22 protein-coding genes, 1 pseudogene and 1 riboswitch are annotated in these 23,582 nt (G+C 35.5%); of the genes and pseudogenes, 2 read left to right on the plus strand and 21 right to left on the minus strand.

The genetic code is table 11. The features are described 5' to 3' along the window. Positions 1–19 precede the first annotated feature (19 nt). The 3 genes from J4P91_RS07720 to J4P91_RS07730 all read right to left on the minus strand — a co-directional run bounded on the left by J4P91_RS07720 (position 20) and on the right by J4P91_RS07730 (position 2,210). Positions 20–670, minus strand: a complete 651-nt coding sequence (locus J4P91_RS07720; RefSeq protein WP_017152207.1) for a DsbA family oxidoreductase — start codon at positions 668–670, stop codon at positions 20–22. A gap of 115 nt (positions 671–785) precedes the next feature. Beyond that, positions 786–1,217 carry an Rrf2 family transcriptional regulator gene (locus tag J4P91_RS07725; RefSeq protein ID WP_207993520.1) on the minus strand — a complete coding sequence of 144 codons (432 nt, stop codon included), beginning with the start codon at positions 1,215–1,217 and terminating at the stop codon, positions 786–788. Positions 1,218–1,337: 120 nt separating this feature from the next. Continuing rightward, positions 1,338–2,210: a LysR family transcriptional regulator gene (locus tag J4P91_RS07730; RefSeq protein ID WP_207993473.1), complete on the minus strand. Its 873-nt coding sequence runs from the start codon at positions 2,208–2,210 to the stop codon at positions 1,338–1,340. A gap of 98 nt (positions 2,211–2,308) precedes the next feature. Here J4P91_RS07730 and J4P91_RS07735 point away from each other — a divergent pair, with 98 nt between their 5' ends. Beyond that, entirely contained in the window at positions 2,309–3,220 is a 912-nt protein-coding gene (locus tag J4P91_RS07735) for a DMT family transporter (RefSeq protein ID WP_207993474.1), read from the plus strand. A 47-nt stretch (positions 3,221–3,267) separates the two neighbouring features. Here the strand turns inward: J4P91_RS07735 and J4P91_RS07740 are convergent, their stop codons facing one another. The 6 genes and pseudogenes from J4P91_RS07740 to J4P91_RS29900 all read right to left on the minus strand — a co-directional run. Beyond that, positions 3,268–3,894: a YcnI family copper-binding membrane protein gene (locus J4P91_RS07740; RefSeq protein WP_207993475.1), complete on the minus strand. Its 627-nt coding sequence runs from the start codon at positions 3,892–3,894 to the stop codon at positions 3,268–3,270. A 55-nt stretch (positions 3,895–3,949) separates the two neighbouring features. Beyond that, a complete protein-coding gene (locus tag J4P91_RS07745) occupies positions 3,950–5,629 on the minus strand; it encodes a copper resistance CopC/CopD family protein (protein WP_243763749.1) in 1,680 nt (559 codons plus the stop codon). Between the two features lie 301 nt (positions 5,630–5,930). Then, positions 5,931–6,350, minus strand: a complete 420-nt coding sequence (locus J4P91_RS07750; protein ID WP_017152213.1) for a VOC family protein — start codon at positions 6,348–6,350, stop codon at positions 5,931–5,933. Between the two features lie 197 nt (positions 6,351–6,547). Continuing rightward, positions 6,548–7,897: a branched-chain amino acid transport system II carrier protein gene (gene brnQ / locus J4P91_RS07755; protein ID WP_207993476.1), complete on the minus strand. Its 1,350-nt coding sequence runs from the start codon at positions 7,895–7,897 to the stop codon at positions 6,548–6,550. A 512-nt stretch (positions 7,898–8,409) separates the two neighbouring features. Further along, on the minus strand, positions 8,410–8,742 hold the full coding sequence (locus J4P91_RS29895; RefSeq protein ID WP_026049232.1) for a hypothetical protein: 333 nt from the start codon (positions 8,740–8,742) through the stop codon (positions 8,410–8,412). A gap of 56 nt (positions 8,743–8,798) precedes the next feature. Further along, a pseudogene (locus tag J4P91_RS29900) lies at positions 8,799–9,059 on the minus strand (amino acid permease); the annotation flags it as partial. Between the two features lie 57 nt (positions 9,060–9,116). Continuing rightward, positions 9,117–9,195: riboswitch (ZMP/ZTP riboswitch) on the minus strand. 369 nt (positions 9,196–9,564) lie between these two features. On the opposite strand from J4P91_RS29900, the gene J4P91_RS07765 reads away from it, so the two are divergent. Continuing rightward, complete coding sequence (locus J4P91_RS07765; RefSeq protein ID WP_207993477.1) at positions 9,565–10,758, plus strand: nucleoside transporter C-terminal domain-containing protein; 1,194 nt, start codon at positions 9,565–9,567, stop codon at positions 10,756–10,758. A 401-nt stretch (positions 10,759–11,159) separates the two neighbouring features. On the opposite strand, the gene mobB is transcribed toward J4P91_RS07765, so the two are convergent. From mobB to fdhF, 12 genes are all read right to left on the minus strand, one after another. Beyond that, on the minus strand, positions 11,160–11,714 hold the full coding sequence (gene mobB, locus J4P91_RS07770; protein ID WP_207993478.1) for a molybdopterin-guanine dinucleotide biosynthesis protein B: 555 nt from the start codon (positions 11,712–11,714) through the stop codon (positions 11,160–11,162). 152 nt (positions 11,715–11,866) lie between these two features. Beyond that, positions 11,867–12,916, minus strand: a complete 1,050-nt coding sequence (locus J4P91_RS07775; protein WP_207993479.1) for a P-loop NTPase — start codon at positions 12,914–12,916, stop codon at positions 11,867–11,869. A gap of 332 nt (positions 12,917–13,248) precedes the next feature. Beyond that, a complete protein-coding gene (gene moaD / locus J4P91_RS07780; RefSeq protein ID WP_207993480.1) occupies positions 13,249–13,485 on the minus strand; it encodes a molybdopterin converting factor subunit 1 in 237 nt (78 codons plus the stop codon). Between the two features lie 4 nt (positions 13,486–13,489). Further along, positions 13,490–13,954 carry a molybdenum cofactor biosynthesis protein MoaE gene (locus J4P91_RS07785; protein WP_207993481.1) on the minus strand — a complete coding sequence of 155 codons (465 nt, stop codon included), beginning with the start codon at positions 13,952–13,954 and terminating at the stop codon, positions 13,490–13,492. Positions 13,955–13,986: 32 nt separating this feature from the next. Further along, on the minus strand, positions 13,987–15,273 hold the full coding sequence (locus J4P91_RS07790; RefSeq protein WP_207993482.1) for a molybdopterin molybdotransferase MoeA: 1,287 nt from the start codon (positions 15,271–15,273) through the stop codon (positions 13,987–13,989). An 18-nt stretch (positions 15,274–15,291) separates the two neighbouring features. Continuing rightward, positions 15,292–16,308, minus strand: coding sequence for a molybdopterin-synthase adenylyltransferase MoeB (locus tag J4P91_RS07795; RefSeq protein ID WP_207993483.1), 1,017 nt, complete (start codon positions 16,306–16,308; stop codon positions 15,292–15,294). 69 nt (positions 16,309–16,377) lie between these two features. Continuing rightward, positions 16,378–17,163: a formate channel gene (locus J4P91_RS07800; protein WP_207993484.1), complete on the minus strand. Its 786-nt coding sequence runs from the start codon at positions 17,161–17,163 to the stop codon at positions 16,378–16,380. A gap of 251 nt (positions 17,164–17,414) precedes the next feature. Beyond that, entirely contained in the window at positions 17,415–18,431 is a 1,017-nt protein-coding gene (moaA, locus tag J4P91_RS07805) for a GTP 3',8-cyclase MoaA (RefSeq protein ID WP_207993485.1), read from the minus strand. Between the two features lie 66 nt (positions 18,432–18,497). Beyond that, positions 18,498–19,295: a formate dehydrogenase accessory sulfurtransferase FdhD gene (fdhD, locus tag J4P91_RS07810; protein ID WP_207993486.1), complete on the minus strand. Its 798-nt coding sequence runs from the start codon at positions 19,293–19,295 to the stop codon at positions 18,498–18,500. A gap of 16 nt (positions 19,296–19,311) precedes the next feature. Continuing rightward, positions 19,312–19,656, minus strand: a complete 345-nt coding sequence (locus tag J4P91_RS07815) for a Na-translocating system protein MpsC family protein (protein WP_017152226.1) — start codon at positions 19,654–19,656, stop codon at positions 19,312–19,314. Positions 19,657–19,835: 179 nt separating this feature from the next. Next, the gene (locus J4P91_RS07820) at positions 19,836–20,318 is read right to left on the minus strand and encodes a helical membrane plugin domain-containing protein (RefSeq protein WP_207993487.1); all 483 of its coding nucleotides are present in this window, start codon (positions 20,316–20,318) and stop codon (positions 19,836–19,838) included. A gap of 15 nt (positions 20,319–20,333) precedes the next feature. Next, positions 20,334–23,273, minus strand: a complete 2,940-nt coding sequence (gene fdhF, locus J4P91_RS07825; protein ID WP_207993488.1) for a formate dehydrogenase subunit alpha — start codon at positions 23,271–23,273, stop codon at positions 20,334–20,336. Positions 23,274–23,582: the final 309 nt, after the last annotated feature.

A 23,582-nucleotide genomic window follows, 5' to 3' on the forward strand; every position in this document is an offset into this window, starting at 1 on the left:
CTTTAATGAAAGATTTGGCTTAGCAATATCCGTCAGTCGTACATTGCATTCCATCAAATGAATTTGTTTTTTCCTTTTGTATTTCTTTATCAATGACTCTTTCTAACATTTCTTTACTAGCAAGACCTTGAATTACTTCTTCTCCAATCATTACAGTTGGAACGGCCATAATATTTGCTTCATCGTATGCATGTTGAATTGCTTTTTGGTGTTGCTCTTTATATTTACGAGTTACTAAAGCTTCTTTAAATTCAGCTTCAGGAAGCCCCACTTCACCTGCTAATTTTGTTAGTACGTCTATCTCTTCAATATTTTGTTCTTCCTGGAAAAATGCTGTGAACACTCGATGATGAAAAGCATTCTCCAAGCCATGTTCCTTTGCAAATTGATATCCCTCAAACGCCAAATGCGTATATGGATGAGGAGAAACACGTGGTAGACGCATCTCAACTCCTAATTTTTTTGCAGTAGGAAGAATGAAGGAATCCCATGATCCTAATTTATCCGGCTCCTGCCAAGGATCAATTTTTGAATATGGACTTGGACGTAATTCAAATGGCATCCATTCAATTTCTACATCTTTCTCCTTAGCTACTTCATCCAATGGACCTTTTGCTAAGAAACAAAATGGACAAATAAAATCAGAGTACACTTTCATTTTTACAGTCATATTATTGCACCTTACTTTCTTTTATTATTAAACGTTGTAATCAAATTAGTTACATCACTGAGAAAAAAATATGCATTCTCTTTTTTATAGAGATTTGCATTCCTCAATACTTATTTCAAGCATTCATTTTATGTTGTAAAGATTCAAATAACTGCCCCATAGTAATACTTCTCAAAACATCTTCCATTGCAGATTGTGCCTGAACTAAAATAACCTCTAAAACAGCTTGAATATTCGCTCCAATCGGGCAATCCGGATTAGGTTGTTCGTGAATGTGAAACAACTTATCTTCTTCAACCACATTCACTGCATGATACACATCTAATAATGTGATTTCATTTAAATCCTTTAATAATCCTGCTCCACCTAGGCCTCGATTCACATAAACAAACTTGGCCTGTTTTAAGTAAGACATTATTTTTCGAATCACAACCGGATTTGTATTTACACTTTCAGCCATAAATTCTGAAGTGCAAATAGATGATGGATTATTTTTCAAAACAGATAAAATATGAACAGCGATAGAAAAGCGGCTACTAATTTTCATCATGATCACCACCTTGATGTAATCATTATAGTTACAACAGATAAATAAGTCAAGCCTTTCTAAAAAACTTTTTTAAATACGTGATAGCAATAAAAAGGCATCTCACAAATGAGATACCTTTTACGATTCTGCAAACAAAGCTTGAAATTCTTCAATAAATAGTTGAACAGCCAGCGAAGCTTCCTTTAATGAAGGAACAGCTAAAGCAATTTCTCTCCACACTTGTGGTTCTAATTCTCTTGTCTGAACATTCGGAGGTATATCTGATAAAGATAATTCAGCTAATATAGCTAAACCCAATCCCTCTTGTATCATATTCAAAGATGTCGTCACAGTAGACACAACATATTCAATACAAAGCGGTACTGAAGCTTGGTTAAACATTTCTATAATTGGCGGCTCATAGCCACCTTTACAAATAATGATTGGTTCATCTTCTAAGTCTTTTATTGTAATCGTCGTTTTCTTACACAAAGGATGATCATCTCTTAGAACAACAACCATCTTTCCCTTCGTTAAAGGTACGATCTCCATTTCTTTATTTTGCAAAATCACAATTCCTACATCAATTACACGTGATAATAGCCATTCTTCCACTTCTTTCAGTGTTCCTTCATGGAGAACCAGCTCTAAATTCGGATATTTCTCACGAAAGATATTGATCATTTTAGGCAAGAAATACGCCGATGCACTTGGAAAACTTCCGATTCGAATTGTACCAACTTCATGTCCTTTCTCCATCGCTACTTCTTGTTCTACTTTCTCAACGCCATTTAAAATTTCTCTAAAATGAACCAAAATACGATTTCCTACATCAGTAAGAATTAAACCTTTTCTTTTATCACGTATAATAAGTTTCACATCTAATTCCGATTCCACGCTAGAAATAGCATGGCTGACAGCTGGTTGTGTCATATTCAAGATTCGAGCTGCTTTCGTAAAGCTTCCCAGTTCAACTACTTTTACAAAAACTTGAAGTTGTGTAATCGTCATAACTAATTACTTATACTCCTTATAAAAAAGATTCATTTTATTTATCATGTTCAATATCATATCATAGTGAAATGGAATACAACAAGGAGGGGATTATTATGACACAGCTTTCACGAACAAAAACGGCCTTACTCCTTTCATTTCTCGTTCTTATGTGGGGGATTAATTGGCCTTTATCTAAATTTGCTTTGCATTATACACCACCCATATTATTTGCAGGGATCAGAACAGTAATAGGAGGATTTATTCTACTTATATTTGCATTACCGAAATACAAACAACTAAATCTAAAAGAAACTTGGCATTTATATTTTATTTCTGCTTTACTCAACATTATTTTATTTTACGGACTACAAACTGTCGGACTTCAATATATGCCCGCTGGACTCTTTTCCGCTATTGTATTTCTTCAGCCTGTCTTACTTGGAATTTTCTCTTGGATTTGGCTTGAAGAAGCAATGTATGGCTTGAAAATTTTTGGTCTTATCCTTGGATTTACAGGCGTTGCTGTTATTAGTTCTAGCAGCTTAACCGGACATATTTCTGTCATCGGCATCTTGCTTGCTTTAGGATGTGCAATTGGATGGGCCCTTGGTACAGTATTCATTAAAAAGACTGGAAACCGTGTAAATGCAATTTGGATGGTCACACTTCAACTTATTATCGGAGGATTTTGCTTAATTGGATTTGGTTCAGAGTTTGAAAACTGGTCCAGTATTGCTTGGAGCATACCATTTGTAATCGTACTACTATTCATTTCAATCTTTGTGATTGCAATGGGCTGGCTAGCTTACTTTACACTTGTCGGAGCTGGAGAAACGAGTAAGGTTGGTGCCTATACATTTCTCATTCCCCTTATTGCAATTATTGTAAGTTCTATCTTTCTACATGAAGCAATCACAATTAGCTTATTTGTCGGCCTTTTATTTATTGTCGTAAGTATTTGCTTTGTGAATATAAAACCTAAATCACTCATGATGAAACAATCGGTTGAACCTAAAAGGTGCTAATCAAAAATAAAAAAGAAAGAGCCTACCATCTCATAGGCTCTTTCTTTTTACTGCTTTTTACGACGTAATACAAAGATACATGTACCGAATGATACTATAATAGAAAGCATGGATAAAATAATAGCTATTGTTTGCAGGCTTGCATTTTCTTTCTCTTTCACATCCGATGCTTTTGACTCTCCATGTTCCCCTGTTAGTGTTGTACCTTTTGTAATTGTAGTAAGTGAATGTGGTTTATCCGCTTTCTCATCACCTGTCCATTCTACAATATCTCCATCCTTATACTGTTGATATGCATCCCAAACTACTTTTTGTTCTTTATCTGGGTTTTTCGCAACAAAAGTAAATTGTTGGAATTGACCAGGTAAAATCCCTTCTCCAGTCGCTTCCCATATAACAGATTTAACTTTCCCAGATGTATCTTTTTGTTCATTAACTTTCCATCCCGGTACAGGTTCATACTGCTGGAACTCGACTCCCGCTGGTATTTTAAGGGTAACTTTCGTTGTTGCTATATCCTTTTCAACAGGCACTTTTATTGTATACGTTTCCCAAGAGCTAATTCCAGAAGTAGCTGGTTTCACCGTTACATGTGCACTAACAGGTAACGAGAAAAGTCCCATTGCAATTACTGTTGCTATCATTGTTGTTCCAAATTTTTTTATTCGTTTCATTTTCTTACGACTCCTTTTTGACTCTCTATAAGTAGCTGGTTTTAGACGCTTTATTTTATCGTCCACCTACCATAAATTGAAAATCCGTATCAAAGTTATCAAGATCTTTCGTTAATCCATGGACATGTATATTCCACTTACCTGTCATGTTAATATACATTCCTTCTGCTTGATACGACCCTGGTGAAACTGAAGAAACTCTAAACGTACCTTTTCCCATATCCATATCTAAAGATTTTGTTGTCAGTACGATTTGCTCCATGTTGGTAACAGGCTGACCATTTGTATCCTTTAAATCAATACGAAATGTATTCATTCCTACCTTATTTGGACTTACATGTAAAGTAAGCTCATATCCATTATCGAGTTTCTGACTTTCTGTAAAAGGTCCCGTCGGCGGCATTGGTGGCGTTTGTACATTCGTTAAAAAGGCTACTACTATAAAAATAGCGATCCCTACGCCAAACTCGATTTTCACCGTAGCACCCAACCTTTTCTGCCCTCTCATCCTTCCCTTTACATGATGAATAAGTCCCAATATCCCCATACTAATAAATAAAATGACTTTCGTTAACAATGCTAATCCATAACTTGTATCAAATAATGAATGGACTGTTGGAATAAAGAATGTACTATTAAAGAGACCAGTTACAAAAATAATAATCACCGCGCATATTGCCCATGGTGAAAAACGTTTAATGGCATCCCAATACATCGTCCATTTCCCATTCTCATGATCTTTAGGTAAAAGAAGAACGATTGCCGCTAGTCCTCCAATCCATAGCGAAGCTGCAAGTAAATGTAAAAAATCCATAGTTACAGCAATTTCTTTATACTTTAAACCATATGCATGACTATTTATGGCTTTCATTATGAGTAAACCAATAAACAACAAAATCGGAATTGTCCATACTTTAAAAGATGAGAACTTTTCACGTTTCAAAGCAAAGTATGTAACAATAATGAGCGTACTAATAAGGCAAATTTGAGTCATCCATACATATCCAAAAACAGATAACTGTAATGTTTCTTTTAATAATAAAGGGTGGAATGCTTCCAACCATGAAACATCAGTGTTAATTTTCGCTTGCAATGGTAGATTGAATAGTAAACTAATGAATATACCAAATAAGGTTAACCATATTAATTTCTTACTTCTTGATTGAACTTGAATTGCATTCCCTTTATAAATGATAAGATTAAAAAATAGAACACCTATAAATAAGGAAAGACTTGTATATAAAATTCCGCGTTCCATAATCATATCTATTTGCGGAACATAACCCATCTCTTCTACTTGTATGTCATCTGTTCCCTCTCCTGCTGATCCAATACGGAATGGAATAACTCCTTGAATTGGATGCCCATCGGCTGAAATAGCTTTCCACTGAATAGAATACAAACCATTTTTTATGTTCTCTTTTAAACCAGCTTCTAATAACTTTTTATTTCTTTTATCAATATGAGCATCTTTTAAATCTACCCTTTTACCTGAAGCATCCCTTACGAACAATGTATTAAAATGCGAAACTTGTATCTCCTCATCGAACTCAATTTTCACAACAGAAGGTGCTTTTTTCAGCGTTTCATTTTCAGTAGGGTTTGATTTCACAACATACGCATGAGCAGAAGCGTTTTTTGGTATCAATATTATTAACACGCACGCTACTAAGATCCATGCCCCCAGTTTTTTTACCACTCTCACACTTATTTCACTTCTTTCTCCGTACTTCATTTTATTCCCAAGTTAATAACTTAACCTCATTAAGTGTTAGAAACTATATAACATTACACTCTATCTATCCCTCACCTCTTAACTTACAATATATTAGTAACTACTAACTAAAATACAACTTATATTTTTAAAGTCGATTATTATTATAACATAAAATATATTTATATAAGTTTCTCAAGAAGAAAAGATATCGTGAATCATTTGTGAAGAAAATGTGAAATCCTCTTATATATAACACAATATCTAATTCAAAAAAGTGCTACGTTAATACGTAACACCTTTGCTCACGATTAAAATCCCTTTATTTTTCTTCCGGGTAATCACAATACTCAATAATTGTACCTTCTGTATCCGCTGGGTTAAGGTAAATAAGTCTTCTACCATGCTTATTTATACGAAGAGTATGCTCTAACGTTCGAATTCCTTGTCTTTTTAACTCTTCTAAAGCTTGATCTAAATCATCTACGCGATAAGCGATATGATGAACACCTTTCCCTTTTTGCTTTATAAATCTTGCTATTGGTGAAGTCGTATTATTAGTCGGTGCAAGTAACTCAATTCTATCTCCATTCATTTCAAGAATAGCTACTTCACTTTCAACACCTGGTGCCTCACTTACATAACGATCTATTAAAGTTCCTTGTAAAACCTTTTCGTAAAAGCTTATGGTACTATCTATATCACGAACCGCAATACCGATATGATCCATTTTTTTATTCATTTCATTTCTCCTAGTTTCATATTTATTTCTCTTATATGAAAGATATGTAATCATCATATTACAAAATACATTTTACAGTTCAATTTTATATTCAAATAAAATTATATTACTTTCTTTCAAAAATACTTTCATATCATTTAAATAGTAACAAAAAAAGTTATAGAAAGAAATTCTATAACTTTTTTAATACAATATCATTACTTATTTACTTTAGCTGTAGAATGGATTTGATTTTTTGTTTTTAAAACACTAATACCATATCCGATAAATCCACCAATAATAGCCGGGAAGATCCATCCTAAACCTACTTCATGCATCGGAAGAAACTTCATGAATAACTGATTTACTACTTGGATGTTTACTCCAGCTGCATTTAACCCATCGAATAAACTGATGATAAACGTTATAATCAAACTCACTTGATAAACTTCAGCCCTTCCTTTAAATAATGAGTGGAAGAATGTTAAGAAAATCAACACGATCGCTAGTGGATAAATCGCTGTTAATACAGGAACAGAAACTGCGATTAATTGCGTTAAACCTACATTTGCAACAATGGCACTAAATACACATAACATAATTGCAATTGCTTTATATGGAACCTTCGGGAACAACTTATGGAAAAATGAAGAACATGCTGATACAAGCCCAACACTAGTTGTTAAACAAGCTACTGTAATCATTAACCCTAATAGTATCCCTCCATATGATCCGAAATAATAATTTGAAACCTTCGCTAACACTTCTCCACCATTTTCTAAATGCCCAAGCTTTGCTACACTTGAAGCTCCCATATAAGAAAGTGCTGTATAAATAATCGCTAAAACGGATGCAGCAATGATAGTTGCTTTTGCACAAACAACCATAATTTGCTTTTTCGTTTTCGCACCTTTTTCTTTAATTGCATTAATGATTATAATGCCAAATACGAAAGATGCAAGCGTATCCATTGTTAAGTATCCTTCTTGAAAACCTTTAAAAAACGCGTTAGATGTATACGTCTCAACAGGTGCTTGCATATCCCCTATTGGATGAATGAAAGCAACGATTACTAGAATTCCAATGAACGTTAATTTAATTGGCGTTAAGATTTTCCCAACAATATCGACAATTTTCGCAGGATTGAGCGAAAAAAAACAAGTAATGCTAAAGAATATAATTGTAAAAATAATTAAAGGCAGAGAACCAACATTTTCTGATAAGAAAGGTTTAACCCCAATCTCAAAAGAAACATTACCCGTTCTCGGTATAGCAAATAAAGGACCAATTGCTAAATACAAAGTTGTTGTAAACACAATTCCAAAAACAGGGTGAACACGACTTGCTAATGATTGTAAATCTTCTTTACCTGAAATTCCAAATGCTAATACGCCAAGTAATGGTAGCCCAACTCCGGTTACTAAAAACCCTGCATTTGCTGACCAAATATTAGTTCCAGCTGATTGACCAAGCATCGCTGGGAAAATTAAATTTCCTGCCCCAAAGAATAGAGCAAATAACATTAACCCTATAACGACTATGAACGAGAACGGTACTTTATTCGTCATGATATTACCTCCACTACAAAAATAATTATCTCATTTCCAATTTTAACTAATTGAAGATTCTGAATATTTAATTTACAAATAAATTATTCTTTACTTATTATAGTCTTAAGAATAATATATTTCAATACTATTTTTTGAATTTTTTAATTAAATTTATTTTCATCATAAAAAACCGAAAAAATATTACAGATTTAAAGCATCGTTGAAAGTTATCAAAAATCTTTATTAACGTCTTCATATTATTCATCTTTATATGCAATACCCTTCCCTCTTACATGTTTTTCTGTATTCCCATAAAAAAGAATTTAAAACACTAACCATATTTTTTCTGATTGTAGCTATAATTCATTACTATTTGAATAAACCTAATAATTCATCTAAAATAATGAATCCGCACCGTATAAAAAGCAACTTAAAAAGAGGTCCATTTTACCCGAACCTCTTACACATAAATTTCATTTTTTTATTTTCACTATAATGTTAACAAGTTTTCTACTCATTACAAAGTTATACTAAACTACTTTACTTGTAGACGTATATCTATTCTTGCCTTCTTCATGTAATAAAACTCCATTCACTTTTTCAGCTTCTTTCATATATTTTGTATACCGTCCACTTCGCACTCCCCAATAATAAAAGAATAGTGCCAATGCAGTAATTAGAAGTAAATCCCAACCATATGGAATAAAATTATGTCCACCAAATTTATTACTTCCACAATATGATATCGTTATCATACATAATAAATATGCAATCAACCAAATCCCAGAACAGAACTGATTTTTAAAATCATGCCATTTATTTTTAGCTTGGTAATAAAAATATACTGGTAATCCAATTGCCATAATGAAAAGAACTTCACCTGTCAGCGGCCAGCGGGCCCAGTACAAAGTAAGAGAGGCAAAAATCCAACAAACGAACCTTGAGAATACTGTGGATACTTCACCATTCCTCCCGTTTCAGGAAACATAGCACCTAGTTCTGCATAAGACAAAGCAATAAATAAAATAACAACCATACCTATGATCCAAGAAAAAATAGCAGCTGGCCCTGCAATTTCAGCAGCTCGCCAAGCTCCGAATAACCATCCTGAACCAATCATAGAACCGAGCCCTGTCATTGTAAGAGCAAAAGTCCCCATCTTCTTGTGTTTAGAATTCATCCCCATCTACTCCTTTATTTTTTTAGAAAAATAAAAAGCACTTGATTAAAAATATCAAGTGCTTGCCTAGGCGCGCGGCTCATAATCCATATGCTCCCTCATGGTAATCCATGTTGCGCCAGTTACATATGGGAATTCAATTCTTCATTTAATATACAATTTTATCTCAAACTTAACAATATTTTCGTGAATTTAAAATACCTAGAAAAATAATACCTCCCTCTAAAATCGATTCATTTCAAATATCTTTTACATTTCCCTCCTATTCTTCATAATTTCTGGTCATTATCCAAATTATGAAGAATAAGAGCTTTTTTATATACAAAGAATAAAGTGGAACTTTAATCAGTGGGGGGGTTCTTCATCCTCCACTGATTATTAGCACTAACCAATTGGAATTTTACGAGCAGTTGATCCTCCACCTAACATTTTTGCTATCACTAAATTTCAAGGTAGGGATCTTACTGCCCGCGAATAGCGGGATAAATCTCAAGGAGTTGTTGACATGAATTTGATATTAAACATTATAGGGATTTTTATTGTATTATTAGTAGTTTTCTTATGTTCGCCTAATAAAAGAAAAATAAAGTGGAAACCAATCATTATTCTGATAATAATTGAAATTTTTATTACTTGGTTTATGTTAGGGACCAAATTTGGAAACATCATAATTGATAAAATCGCATCATTTTTCACTTGGCTAATATCGTGCGCGAATGAAGGTATTCGATTTGCATTTCCATCAGCTATGGAAAATCAAACGATTGACTTTTTCTTTAGCGCATTACTTCCCATCATTTTTGTTATTACATTTTTTGATATTCTTTCTTATTTTGGAATCTTAACTTGGATTATTGATAAAGTAGGTGCAATTATTTCAAAAATTTCTCGTTTACCAAAGTTAGAAAGTTTCTTTTCCATTCAAATGATGTTTTTAGGAAACACAGAAGCACTTGCTGTTGTTCGTGATCAATTATCTGTTTTAAAAGAAAATCGTTTATTAACTTTTGGAATTATGAGTATGAGTAGTGTTAGTGGATCCATTCTTGGTGCTTATCTATCGATGGTTCCAGCGACATATATTTTCAGTGCAATTCCTCTAAACTGTTTAAATGCATTAATTTTGGCAAATGTTTTAAACCCTATAGAAATTACTAAGGAAGAAGATATTGTTTATTCACCATCAAAAGAAGAAAAAAAAGATTTTTTCTCTACCATTTCAAACAGTATGTTAGTTGGTATGAATATGGTTATTGTTATTCTAGCCATGGTTATTGGATATGTAGCATTAACGGCATGTCTAAATGGTATTCTAAGTTTCTTTGTAGCAGGTTTAACAATTCAAAAAATCTTTTCTATCATCTTTAGTCCGTTTGCTTTCTTACTTGGTTTATCAGGAACTGATGCTATGTATGTAGCTGAATTAATGGGGATAAAAATAACAACTAATGAATTTGTTGCGATGATGGATTTAAAGTCACATTTACCCTCTTTAGCTTCACATACAGTTGCAGTTGCAACAACATTTCTAGCCTCTTTTGCTAACTTTAGTACAGTTGGTATGATTTATGGGACTTATAATTCATTATTTGGTGGAGAAAAATCAGCAATTATCGGTAAGAATGTTTGGAAGCTTCTTGTTAGTGGCATGGCTGTTTCCTTATTAAGCGCTATGCTTGTGGGGCTTTTTGTATGGTAATTTTATAATTACTTCACATGAAATTTTTAAACAACTTTATCCTGCATTAATGGGCAGTAAGACCGTAGGACCCCCACCTCAAAATTTAGAGAGGGCAAAGAATTTTTAGGTGGGAGTATTACTGCCCGTTTATGCGGGATAAAGCCCCTCAAGTAATAGAAGATCTGGCTAAAAAAGCAGCTTAGATTTAACTTTTTCGTGTCCAAAATATTGACTCAAATCCAGTCGAATCGTTACGTCTTGCTTTTCTATTATTAAATAATCTAATCCAATTTCCTCACGTATTTCGGAAAAAATAGAACCGGAATCATTCCTTTGTCCCCTGCCCTATATTGTTCCATATTCTCAAAATCCTTTATTCATATGAGAACATGCTGATAATTTCTTCAACAAGTACTAGATTACAAAAAACCCCACATAGTTCTATTCCTACTCTTTTTCATTGCTTCTTTCATTAAAAAATCTATATACAAATCATCATCTTCCAGCTGAAAAACCTGATAATGCTCGAGTTCCTTACTATCCAATTTCACATGACTTATTACACACCGGACATTAACTAGTGAATTAAGTAATGAAAGATCGTCCTCATCTCGGATTAAAAAAACTTTGGGGTAAGCCTTCTTCTTATATCCCTCTACGAAAATGATATCTACAGAAAAAAAGTGATATAACTTAATCATTTCCTCGAGATCCCAATTATCAAAATTAGCACGCATCTGTAAGACCCCCTCTCCTTCCACACTAGAAACAACAGCCCCTGCTTCATGATGACGTATACTGTCTTTGGAGCTTAATTCAGTATCTGGGGTTCCTCCATGGCCATGATGTTTAATTGATGCAGCCTTTAATCCAGCTATACTAGCTCTAAAAATTAATTTTTCCGTGAGCGTTGTTTTTCCACTATTTTGGAATCCTACAATCTGCAGGATAGGACAATTTTTCCCCAAGGTCATTCACTCCTTATATTTCTGTTTATATTTTATCTTCATAAGCAATAATCGCCGATTCCATTCATAAGAGACGAAAAGCTATTTTAGCTAACTAGAAGATTTTTATAAAGAAATTCCCTTCTATTTTTATGAAAGCCTTTTAGTTTTCTAATAAATTATCCCTTGTAGATAAGATCTTGAGCTAATGATGTAAACATCTCTCCAACAAGCGATTCTTCGTCATATACGGACGAACCTTTGTTTTCTTCAGGCTTTGCAAAAGGTATTTGTGCTATCACTTCTGTTTGCAGTTGTTCTGCTAACATTTCGCCGCCACCTTTCCCAAAGAGATAGTTCCTTGAACCATCTTGTTCCTCATAATATGCCATATTCTCAACGATACCTAAAATATCGTGTTTTGTATGCTTTGCCATTACCCCTACTCTGGAAGCAACAAACGAAGCTACATTATGAGGAGTAGTAACTATAATTTCCTTCGCGTGAGGGATCATCGCAGCCACATCAATCGCAACATCTCCTGTACCAGGAGGCAAATCAAGAAGAAGATAATCTAGTTCTCCCCAGTGAGTGTTAGCAAGGAAATTTTGAATCCATTTATTTAGCATTGGCCCTCGCCACATAACTGGGTTATTATCCTCTATAAAAAATCCCATTGACATAATTTTAACGCCGTGGCTAACGACCGGAATCGCTGTCTGATCTATCATTGTTGGCTTTTGATTAGCTTTCATCATAGCAGGGATACTGAATCCATATATATCTGCATCTAAAATCCCAACCTTTTTCCCCATACGGGCTAAAGCAGTAGCAAGGTTAATCGTCACAGTTGATTTTCCGACTCCACCTTTTCCACTTGTCACAGCAATAAAACGTACACCTGAATCTGGTCGCAATATACTAGGCATGCCGGTTTCCGTTCTAGAATTTCTCTTTAAAGTTTCTGTTAATGCAACTCGTTCTTCCGGTGTCATGGAGCCGAAGGTCAAAGAAACCTTAGAGGCTCCAATGTTCCGCAGAGAGTCTTCAATATCTTGTTGAATTTTCGCCTTTAATGGACAACCTTGAATAGTTAAAATAACTTCAAGGTAAATCTGTGTGCCATCAATTTGAATATTTCTTACCATGTTTAATTCCACGATACTTTTGTGCAACTCTGGATCCTGAACATGGCTTAGAACTTTCATAATTTGTTCATGAGTAAGCATAAATCTCAGTCCTTTTTATTTTTATTTGATAATTTTTAGTACAAATAAAATTACCCTTGAATTCAACGTCTCATATTTAATACCGGAGATGGATTAGTGTATATTTCCTCCCTCCGGTCTTAATTTGCAAACAAAAAAACCACCATGAGTACCCGAACCTAATTAAATAGGCTTATGTACTCATGGTGGAATAGATTACTAGCAATACTTACTAATATACCAATCCAACCATTTATAACATAAATAAAAAGTGATAAAATGATAACAATCCATTATTATCATTCCATCTATTATAATCATAAATATAGCGTTAACTTTAATAGCAAACAACATTATCCTCCACTTACAGGCGGGATAAACGCAACGGTATCTCCGTCTTTTACATTATCTTCGTTAACTGCAAATTCTTCGTTGATAGCCGTCATGACTTGATCCAAAGATTGTAAATGATAACTATCTTTAAGCCATTTTTTTAATTGTTGAACACTAATCTCTTGTTTTTCTCTTATTACCAATTGGTCTACGCCGACTTCCTCTCGCAAATTTGCGAACAGTAATATTGTAATCATCTTCTCATTCTTCCTTCTTTGGTTTTCCTTCTGGATACGGAGTATTTTCAAGCTGGTCTCCAATCCACATTGTTCCATCTTCCCAAAATTCTTTTTTCCAAATTGGGACGATTTGCTTAATACGCTCAATCGCATATTCATTCGCTTCATAAGCCACTTTACGATGCGGTGACGAAACTGCAATTACAACTGCAATATCCATTATTTCTAATCGTCCCACTCGGTGTGTAATTGCTATTTTTGCATCCGGCCATTTTTTCTTGATTTCTTCACCAATTTGAGTAAACATTTTTACTGCCATTGACTCATATGCCTGATACTCTAGATGTAAAGTTCGTTTTCCTTTTGTCAACTCTCTTACTGTTCCAATAAAGGTTGTAATAGCACCTGCCTCTCTTCTTGCTACCTTATTCGTTACTTCTTCGACCAAAATAGGAATATCTACAATTTCAAATAATACCTCTCCCATCAACATTATCCTCCTGTCGCTTTAAAATTCTATTATTTATAGGATGGAATAATATTTCTCCAAGGCCATTCACTTCCTTGATTATCTTCTAATAAGAGAACATCTACAAACATCCCTTTTTCATAGCCTCTTGTACCGCCTGGGAGTACGATAAAAGCGTTTGATTCAGCTAATGAAGAAACCGCACTAGACTTATCAAATCCTGATGGATAGGCGATTAATTGTCCTTCGTTATATTTAAACTTTGCTCGTACAAACCTTGTAAATGGATTAGGTTTTAGAAAATCTTCTCCTAATAATGCTTTTTCTTTTTTTAAATGTGGCTTTTCACTTAACATATAGGTACGAATGCTAGGTCTTACAAATAACTCAAAGCCTACATAACAAGCAGAAGGATTGCCTGATAATCCAAATAATAGTTTTTTATTTAATTGTGCTACGGTCGTGACGCTGCCCGGCCGCATTGCAACTTTGTTGAAAAGAACCGATGCTCCTAATTTTTCGTATATAGCTGGTAAATAATCATAATCCCCTACTGAAACACCACCAGTTGTAATTAACATATCGACTTGGCTTAATGCTTCTTTTACGGCTGCGTGGCACGTATCAAAATCGTCACTAAACTTCCCAAAGTATTTCACTCTTCCCCCTGCTCTTCGAATTTGGGACAATATCATGTACGTATTGCTATTTCGAATTTTTCCAGGTTGTAGTGATTCATTAACATCAAGAAGCTCACTTCCAGTCGCTAATACTCCAATCACAGGCTTTTTGGCAACTGGTACTTCGCTGTAACCGAATGTAGCAAGGAGCGCTGAAATGCCTGGATTAATGTAAGAACCTCTCTTCGCAAGAATCGTCCCTTTACGTGTATCTTCACCTTGAAAGGAAATATTTTCTCCTTCTTTGAATGAGCGTCTCACTTCCATATAGGTTTTACCGACATCCTCATATTGACGAGTCAGTTCTAGCATCACAACTGCGTTACATCCTTTTGGAATTTGTGCTCCCGTCATGATTCGAACTGCTTGAAATTGACCTACCTCTTGAGGAAATATGGACCCTGCCCCAATTTCGCCAATTACTTCGAATAAAGTTGGATTCTCATAACTTGCCCAGACAGTATCTTCTGCCCTAATAGCAAATCCATCATATGGTGAGCGATCGAAGGAAGGTACATCATGATCGGCTACTAAATCCTCTGCTAATGTACGTCCGTAAGCTAATTCAAGTGGTACCAGTTCTTTTAAACCACGATTGGCAAATTCCATTACTTTACGAACGGCCTCTCCAACCGCAATCGGCACTCTTCTTTCCATAATTACCAATCCCTTCTATTAACCTAATAAACGATAGTATATTTGTTTCGCTTTTTGAATTTCATTTGTCCCGTGAATAAATACACGACCATCTTGAAAAATGACCACACGATAATCATCTAGTTGGCAAGAAAGCAAATACGGGTTTCGATCTACTTTCCCATGTTTTTTTAGTTGTTTTTCTAAATGGTCAAAATTGTAACGACTATTATGCGCCGGTCTAATTTGAACCGTATTTCTCCCGCATAAAACAACTGTCTTCGTTTGATTTTCATAAGATAAATAAGGATAAGTTCTATGCGTTCCGCACGAAGGACAACTGTCCGTTTTTATTTTTTCTAGTTTAATAGCATGGTGTTGATTACTCCATATATCAAACATTACAAAGGTTTTTCTAATTGCTGAGAAATCTTCCACTAAAATTTTGAATGCTTCCGCCACTTGATATGCTGCCACTATTTGAACAGCTGGACTAATAATTCCAACTGTGTCACACGTCGCTCCTGTAACTGGAACACTTTTAAGTACACAATGTAAACACGGTGTTTCTTTTGGAATAATGGTATAGCTCATGCCATATCCCCCGACACAAGAACCATAAATCCAAGGAATATCATATTTTTGTGATAGATCATTTATCACAAATCGAATATCAAAATTATCTGTTGCATCAATGATTATATCGACACCGTCTAACAAAGCTTCCATATTTTCTATTCTTGCCTCCATCACGAAAGCATTAATCTGTACCTCTGAATTGATTTGTTTCAACCGATTTTGAGCTGCAATTGCTTTTGGTAATTTTTCTATCGCATCTTGTTCAACATAAAGCTGTTGTCGTTGTAAATTACTCCATTCTACGTAATCACGATCAATGATCGTTAACTTTCCGATACCTGCACGAACAAACGCTTCAGCACTTGCACTTCCTAATGCACCTGCCCCCACAATCAACACATGCTTATTTCTAACCTTTTCTTGTCCTTTACTCCCAATAGGAGTGAACAACTGTTGACGTGAATACCGCTCTATCATTAGATGGCCTTCCTTTCTTGTAAATAATCATCAATTAATTAAAAAACCTGCTGCATATATGGTTGTTTTTTAGAAATCTTTCTCTATATGACTTTGTTTCTGATAACAAGAAAAGTAAGCAAATCCAACAAATCCAGCTCCACCAATTACATTTCCGATAAAAACCGGAACAAAATTCTCGGCAAGATCCATCCATGAAAGGTAACCCGCAAAAATAACTGCTGAAATTACAAACATATTTGCTACCACTTGCTGAAATCCAATCACGACAAATGCCATAATAGGAATCCAAATTCCGATAATTTTCCCAACAAAATCGTTAGTTCCATAAGCTAACCAAATCGCAAGGCAAACGAGCCAGTTACAACCAATTGCTGAAATTAATGTTTTCCCAAACGATTCATGTAATTTCTCTTGGGCTATTGCCACTGTTTTATTTAAATATGCACCCTCCGTCAACCCGCCAAGGTGACCGAAACAATAAGCTACGAAAAGTGCACCAACAAAGTTAGTTAAAGTTATCCAAATCCAATTATTTAACACACTTTTCAATGAGATTTTTCGCGCATACAGGGCCATGGACACTGACATCATGTTTCCCGTAATTAACTCTCCACCTGCCAAGACAACAAGCATAAGCCCTATAGGAAAAACTGCTCCTCCCAAAAAATTCACTAGACTTCCCCAATGCTCCGGTAAATTACCTAAAACTCGAATATTAAGTAAAAACCCTAACGAAATGAATGCTCCTCCTAAAAAACCGAGGATAAGCATGGCGGATAACGATTGCCTTACCTTTTGAACACCGGCTTCAATCACAAGCTCAGCGATTTTTTCCGGTTTATGAAATGCCATAACCAATTCCTCCATTTTTTAAAAATAAAAAAGCAACTTCAATAGACCCTTAACATCGTAAGGATTTTTGAATGCTGCTTAATCTCTCTGCATTTCTCTTACAGAGGTATCAATCATCACTTTTACTATAAAATAGAAAATCTGCAAAACTTGCACGCTTTCCACTTCGCGACATTTGCTATAACAAGAAGATCTATTAATAGCCTTCTTTCATAGTGTTTTGAATGTCAACCTAACATATCCTTTATTTCTCAACCACCAATATGCGACATTTCAATTTTTGGCAATGTTTTTTTATTTGTATTGCTTAGCCGTTCATTTGAATAGCGATCTGAACGATTATTCCAAATGTCACGAATAACATCGATAATCTCCTCATCAGTATACCCAGAACGAAGCAATTCTCTAAGATCATTTCCTTTAGAAGCAAACAAACAAGTATATAATTTTCCTTCTGCGGAAATACGAGCTCTTGTACATGATGAACAAAAAGAATCTGTTACAGATGAAATAATTCCTATTTCCTCATCACTACCGATATAACGATAGCGAGTGGCAACTTCGCCAGGATAGTTTGCTTCAATTCGTTCCAGCGGCATAACTTTATTAATCATCTCTAATATCTCTTGTTTAGAGACTACCTCGTCTAATTCCCAGCCGTTAAAATTCCCGACATCCATATATTCAATAAACCGAAGAATATGCTTATTCTCTTTAAAGTATTGCGCCATCTGAACGATGTCTTGTTCATTTTTTCCTTTTTGGACAACCATGTTCATTTTAATTTTCATCCCGACTTCCGCTGCAGCCTGTATTCCTCCAAGAACCGTTTTTACTTTACTTCTATTACCATTTAAATAAGTAAAACGCTCTTCTTCCAAAGAATCCAAACTAACTGTCACACGTGATAAACCCGCCTTATATAAATCAGGAGCAAACTTCTTAAGTAAAGATCCATTTGTAGTTAAACCAATATCCTCTACTCCATCAATTTTGTTAAGTCGCTCAATTAGTTCAGGAAGGTTTTTCCGAAGTAAAGGCTCTCCCCCAGTAATACGCAACTTTCTTACACCTAAAGAAACAAAAATACGTGTTACCCTTTCAATTTCATCAAAAGATAAAATTTTATCATTAGACAAAAAAGAATAATCAGGACCAAATATTTCTTCCGGCATACAATATCGACAGCGAAAATTACAGCGATCGGTAACAGAAATACGTAAATCCCTTAAAGGACGGTGCAATTTGTCTAATGTGACAGATTTCATGTTTATTGCCTCACTTCTGCATATTTTATGATTTCGTACAAGTTTTATTTGCTAACCACTTTGCATTTATTTAATATTTACAACCCGCTCTGGATGAGTATATACATTTAAAGATTGATTACGAATAAAGCCTATTGTAGTAATCCCTAATTGTTCTGCTAGCTCCAGTGCTAACTCAGTTGGAGCGGATTTTGACAATATTATTTCGCAGCCAATTTTCGCAACTTTCAATAGAATTTCAGAAGATATACGGCCACTAAAAACAATAATTTTATCACTAATAGAAATGTTGTTTTTTAAACAATAGCCGTAAATTTTGTCTAAAGCATTATGTCTTCCTATATCCATTCGGCTTAAAATGATTCCATTCACATCGCATAAGGCGGCATTATGAACCCCGCCTGTATGCTGAAAAGTAGCCGCAGATTGCTGCATATCATTCATTAATCGAAAACAATCCTGGGCAGAGATCTTTACGTGAACATCATCTATCTTCTTCGCAGTCAGTGCATCATTTACGAAAACAAATCCTTGTCTACTCATTCCACAACATGAAGTAATATAACGCTTATTTTGGATGTCACGATAATAAGGATTGATCTTTGTCGTTGTTACGTGTACATATCCTTCTTTATCCTGTACCCATATTTCATCAATGTCTTCATACTTTCGGATAATACCTTCAGATGCTAAAAAGCCTATTACCATATCTTCAATATACTCTGGAGTACTAACCATTGTAACAAATTCCTGTCCGTTAATTTTAACCGTAACTGGAAACTCTGTTACAATGCTGTCCTCTATATGCTTAAATTCCCCTTGTTCATACCGGAAAATTTCCCGTTCCATCTGTATCGATTTCACGATTAGTATCCTTCCCTCACGTTATATTTTTATCAAAGACAAACACTGAAACTGCAATATCTTCATCCACTTTCATATCCGAAAACAGATGAACTAATTTGGCTCCAACAAGTTCCTCCAAATGCTCACGAGAATTGACAGCATAGACCTCCTGAATCATTTTTGTTCTAGCCATATGAACCATTTCCGCACCATCCAAAGTTCCCGAAATGAATTTCTCAGTAGGTGTCAAATTTCCATAAAGTGTGGCAATAGCCATATTCTCAGCAAATACAGTATGAATTCGTTCCGGTCCTTTTCCAAACAAATCTTTTCGAAGCTTTCGTATCATATCATTAAACTCATGTACCATTTTTGACATACTCACATTCCTCCCCGATTCATCAATAATACTTTTCGAATACTACTTCATCATAAACATTTTAACAAAATGACCTTTTCGTCTGAGTTATTCACTCAAATAATTAAACAAAAAGGCTCATTTTTTAGAATTATTTCAAACATACATAAAACCTATGAAATAATATTATTGTTGCTTACCTATTCGTCTTTTAACCCCTTACCCATACCTTTTAAGAAATGAAGACCGAATCCGATAGCACGGTTAATGTCTGGATCCTTAAGTACTTTCATAAGGTCCAGTATTCCTACTTTTTTATTACTTTGCAGGTGCTTGCTTCCTTCATCCATACCTATCAATGCACTACTTACAAGTTTTTTAGTAAGTTCCGGATCAAGTTCTGTTAAAGCTCCTGCAGCGCCCATCATATTGTTAATCAAATTCGTGACTGGTTCACGAGTGACTTGTCCTAGAACAATTTTTGCGATTTTCTCTTTCGCTTGAAGCATAGAACTTGCAGCTTCCAGCATCCCTATGTCATTCAGTTCACCTACAATATTAAACATTTGATTTAAAGCTTCTTCATTATCAGCTAGAAGTGCTTTTAAATCTTCTAACTTTTGTTGTCGTTGTTCTTCCTCAGTTGGCTCATCCTTTTGGATAGCTTTAATAGGTGCTGCCATATTCTTTTCTCCTCCCTAGTTATCCGTTAAGTGCACATATCCTGGACGAGCCCACTTGCGATTTACCTCAATCCCATTTTGAGGATGACGCTTTTTGTTACGTGGATTCGTTTTTGGCATCGGATTTTCCCCTTCTACTTGTAACACTTCCATACGAACTTTCGTTTGTTTATATGCAGGTGTATTGGTACGTTGATCGACCGCAGGACCCGTTAAGAAATTAATTGCCGATTCGTTGTCTGTCGAGTTCATCGGTAAATAAAGCTCATTTTCTTTTACACGATCCGTTACAAGTGCACGTAATTTAAGTGCTCCAAAAGGAGAAACCAATCGCACTAACGAACCAGTTTTAACTCCACGTTCTTGTGCAAGTTTTGGAGAAACTTCAACGAAAACACCAGGTACTTTAGCTTGAATACCATTTGATTTATTGGTCATGTTACCTTCATGGAAATGTTCCAGCATACGACCATTATTAATATGAAGATCGTATTCCTCTGGGAATTCAGCTGGACGTACCCAGTCAGCTATAGCGAAACGAGCTTTTTTGTCTGGGAAGTTAAATCCATCTAGGAAAAGGAGTGGCGTATTCGTTCCTTCAAAGCTTCCCCAATGGAAACTATTCCAGCCTTCAAGCACTTCATAGTTTGCTTGTGCAAAAAGTGGCGATAAACTTGCCATTTCAGCGAAGATTTCACTTGGATGACTATAGTTCCAATTTGCGCCTAATGTATTTGCAATCGCTTGTACGATCCACCAGTCTGGTTTCGCATCTTCCAGCGTAGGAAGTACTTGATATAATCTTTGTACACGACGCTCTGTATTTGTAAAAGTCCCTTCTTTTTCAAGAGATGGAGTTGCAGGTAACACTACATCGGCATATTGAGCAGTTTTAGAAAGAAAAACATCCTGAACGACAAAGAAATCAAGGCTTGATAGAACTTCATGTACATGATTTGCGTTAGAGTCTACAAGGGCCATATCCTCTCCGACAAGATACATGGCTTTCATTTTCCCTTCTTCAATTGCGTGAAGCATTTGAATGTTATTAAGACCTGGCTTGTTATCAATTTTCACCCCGTAAGCTTTTTCAAATTTTTCACGGGCTACATCATCAGTAATGTGCTGATATCCTGGAAGCCATCCTGGGAGAGTTCCCATATCACAAGCACCTTGTACGTTGTTATGGCCACGAAGTGGATATGCACCAGCACCTGGGCGACGATAATTTCCTGTTGCAAGAAGTAAGTTTGAAATCGCAGCGGAAGTATCTGATCCACCAGTATTTTGAGTTACACCCATACCCCAAAGAATACAAGTACCATCTGCATCTCGAATCATTTCTGCCATTTGAATGAGCACTTCTTTTGAAATACCTGTAATCTTTTCTGCATATTCAAGTGTATATTCTGCAAGACTATCTTTGAAATCTTCAAAGAAGTTTACATTCTCGTCGATGAACTGTTGATCATGCCAGCCTTGATCAATCATATATTTGGTAACAGCCATTAACCATACTTGGTCTGTTCCTTGCTTTGGACTGATAAAGACATCTGAACGCTCTGCCATTTCGGTTTTACGCAGATCCACAACAATTAGTTTTTGACCGTAAAGTTTATGCGCACGTTTCACGCGAGTAGCTAAAACCGGGTGGCCTTCTGTTGGATTTGAGCCAACGATAATAACAAGACCTGCTTGTGCAATATCTTTAATCGTTCCTGCATCTCCGCCCATACCAATTGTACGGAACAATCCATCTGTTGCTGGCGATTGACAATAACGAGAGCAGTTATCAATGTTGTTCGTTTCGAATACTTGTCGAGCTAATTTTTGAATAACATAGTTGTCTTCATTCGTAATTTTAGAAGAAGAAATAAAACCTACAGAACCGTTACCGTACTCTTGTTTAATAGTACCTAATTTATTGGCAACTAAATCAAGTGCTTCTTCCCAAGTTGATTCAACAAATGTTCCATTTTTACGAATTAAAGGCTTAGTAAGACGTTCTTCAGAATTTACGAAATCCCAACCAAATTTCCCTTTAACGCAAGTAGAAATTGCGTTAACCGGTGCATCAGAAGTTGGTTGGACTTTCAAAATTTTACGACCCTTCGTCCACACTTCAAATGAGCACCCTACACCACAGAACGTACATACTGTTTTCGTTTTCTTCGTACGAGTTTCACGCATCGCAGCTTCTACTTCTGAAACGGCGAAAATACCGCTGTATCCAGGTTCAACTTCTTTTATAAGATCAACCATAGGCTCAAGAATGTCCGGCTTCAGCCCAGTCATAAATCCAGCTTCTCCAAGCATCGATTTCTCCATCAAAGCATTACAAGGACAAATGGTTACACATTGACCACAGCTTACACATGAAGAATCGTTAATAGCCGCTCCGTCATCCCAAATAACACGAGGACGCTCTGCCTCCCAATCAATAGATAAAGTTTCATTTACTTGCAAGTTCTGACAAACTTCTACACATTGACCACACGCAATACATTGATTAGGGTCATAGCGATAAAATGGATGAGACATGTCAACTTCACTTACATCTACTTTTGGCGTGTAAGGATATTTTTGGTGCTCAATTTCCATTAATTCTGCCGTATTATGCAATTTGCAGTTCCCATTATTGTTGTCACAGACCGTACAATAAAGTAAATGGTTTTCCAATAAGCGGTCCATCGCCTCCGTTTGTGCTGCCTTGGCACTAATAGAGGACAACTCAATATTCATATCGTTCTTTGCTACTGCCGAGCAGGATCGCACAAGTTTTCCATCAACTTCTACAATACAAGTATCACACGTTTGAATAGGATCCACTTCAGGCACGTAACAGATTTGTGGATGTTCTATCCCGTTTTGATTAATGATGTCCAAGATAGTTGAACCCGGCTCAGCTGTATACCTTTTTCCGTCGATTGTAATATGAACCATGCTGTCGTTCATGGTCTTTCCTCCCTTTTTTGAGAATAAAAAAACTCCACCACGAAAATATACGTACCGAATTAATAGGTACGATATCATCATGGTGGAGTAGTTCATTAGCACATCTTGCTAAAATACCAATCCATTTATTCATAAATAAAATGATAGATTCATAACAGGTCATATCACGATTCCATCTTTAACACTATGATTATAGCGTTTAATCCGAAAATACACAATATAAAATTCGTAAAAAATCACAACACTCCATGCTCTGACTTTTTTAGATATATTCGTTTAATCACTAAGCCATGCATTAACAATGCATAA

The sequence above is a fragment of the Bacillus sp. XF8 genome, from assembly GCF_017498755.1.
Lineage (GTDB): Bacteria > Bacillota > Bacilli > Bacillales > Bacillaceae_G > Bacillus_A > Bacillus_A bingmayongensis.